Origin of the sequence: Sphingomonas sp. CFBP 13733 (assembly GCF_014841795.1) — a bacterium.
Taxonomy (GTDB): domain Bacteria; phylum Pseudomonadota; class Alphaproteobacteria; order Sphingomonadales; family Sphingomonadaceae; genus Sphingomonas; species Sphingomonas aerolata.
In genome coordinates this window covers 1-484 of the sequence record NZ_JACYUP010000038.1, presented here as the reverse complement: position 1 = coordinate 484, position 484 = coordinate 1, and the positions used below count along the sequence as shown (strand labels likewise).

General features: G+C 52.7%; 1 rRNA gene. It reads right to left on the bottom strand.

The features are described from left to right. A 23S ribosomal RNA gene (locus IFT71_RS21110) occupies positions 1-158 on the bottom strand; the annotation flags it as partial. Positions 159-484: the final 326 nt, after the last annotated feature.

Sequence of the window (484 nt, the reverse complement as noted above, 5' to 3'; positions counted from 1 at the left end):
CCACACAGTTCGGATTAATCGGGATAGGTGGGTTTCCCCATTCGGAAATCGCGGGGTCAAAGCTTGCTCACAGCTCACCCGCGCTTATCGCAGCGTGCCACGTCCTTCATCGCCTGTACATGCCAAGGCATCCACGAATTGCCCTTACCTCACGCTTGAGAGTCCACACCACCAACGACATCACTGGGTGCGTTCCAGAGGAACGTCACCAACTCGGCAGAGCAGTGCGTCGTGGTCTTTGTCAGGTGCGGATGATTATAATCTCAGCCAGATTATATATTATGATGATGTCGATATCTGGAGCCTCGAACCGCTCGTCCAGATCGCTTTACGCCGAAGCGCTTCACGAACTGCCTAAGCAATCCTCGTCTCCAAAATCGAGCACCTCACGGCATCGATTTTAAAAAACCCATTCACAATGTCAAATACGGGTCGTCTCGACCCAATCACCGTGCTCTCGCACGGCGAACCGTTTCTCTTCATC